This is a genomic window from Bacillus sp. P4_D3 (assembly GCF_056401855.1).
Map to the genome: position 1 here is coordinate 1 of NZ_JBFUIN010001032.1, position 920 is coordinate 920.

Sequence of the window (920 nt, forward strand, 5' to 3'; positions counted from 1 at the left end):
ATAATGAACCGGATGGTTATCCCTCATAAATTCATACCACTCATACGGATTCCACAATTCTTCTTTTGTTTTTAGCTTTGAAATTTCATGAACTAAAATCACATTTTCAGGCGAAGCCATAGTTCTTTCCTCCCTTTTCTTTTACAATAAAAGTGATAGGTCGGTCGTTCAAAGTTGTATAATCTAACATATGTTATTTTAACATATGTTAAAGGAGATTTTTCATTGGAGAACTTGAGAAATATATAAGGGGGATTTTTATGTACGTTGACATTTTATTACTAGCAGAATTAACGACTGGACCAAAACATGGATATGAAATAAAGAAAAATGTTCAAAATCGGTTAGGTGAGAATTTCGAATTAAATCATAATACACTGTATCCCGCTCTTCGGCGCTTCGAAAATATGGGCGCTATAACGAAAAAAATACATAAACAAGTCGGAAAGCCAAACCGAAATATGTACGACATAACTGAAACAGGAGAAGAAATTTTTTCTGAAATGTTAAGAGAGTTTCCCGAAAAGATTGCGACAAATAACGCTGAGTTCCTTGTGCGTATCGCGCTATTTGAAAAACTTGATTACGAAGCTAGAAAAGAAATTTTAACAATACGCCAAGACGTACTACATAAACAACTTACTGCTATTCAATCTTTACATGTTAGCTCATCTTTTATTACAGAAGTCATTGAATTTAGTAAATCACGTATTGAACATGAATTGCTCTGGATTACATCACTTATGAAGAAAATATGAAAAAATAAAAAGAAAAGTTAAAAACAATGAATGAAAATGAGATTTATTATCAATACTATAATTAATAAAAGGGCAACCACGATTTGGCTACCCTTCAAAAATTTATACTTCTGGATCAAAAGTTTTGCAATCTGTTTCTTCAGTTGTAGATGCATGTTTACC

At 31.8% G+C, this 920-nt stretch carries 1 protein-coding gene and 1 pseudogene; one reads left to right on the forward strand and one right to left on the reverse strand.

The genetic code is table 11. The annotated features are described in order from the left end of the window. Nucleotides 1-120 (reverse strand): annotated as a pseudogene (locus AC1DTM_RS28930) (cytochrome P450); the annotation flags it as partial. A gap of 140 nt (nt 121-260) precedes the next feature. On the opposite strand from AC1DTM_RS28930, the gene AC1DTM_RS28935 reads away from it, so the two are divergent. Next, entirely contained in the window at nt 261-758 is a 498-nt protein-coding gene (locus tag AC1DTM_RS28935) for a helix-turn-helix transcriptional regulator (RefSeq protein WP_002085227.1), read from the forward strand. Nucleotides 759-920: the final 162 nt, after the last annotated feature.

What these genes read in the sequence shown, in the direction of transcription:
- AC1DTM_RS28935 (WP_002085227.1), top strand. Translation starts at nt 261, where the DNA reads ATGTACGTTGACATTTTATTACTAGCAGAATTAACGACTGGACCAAAA.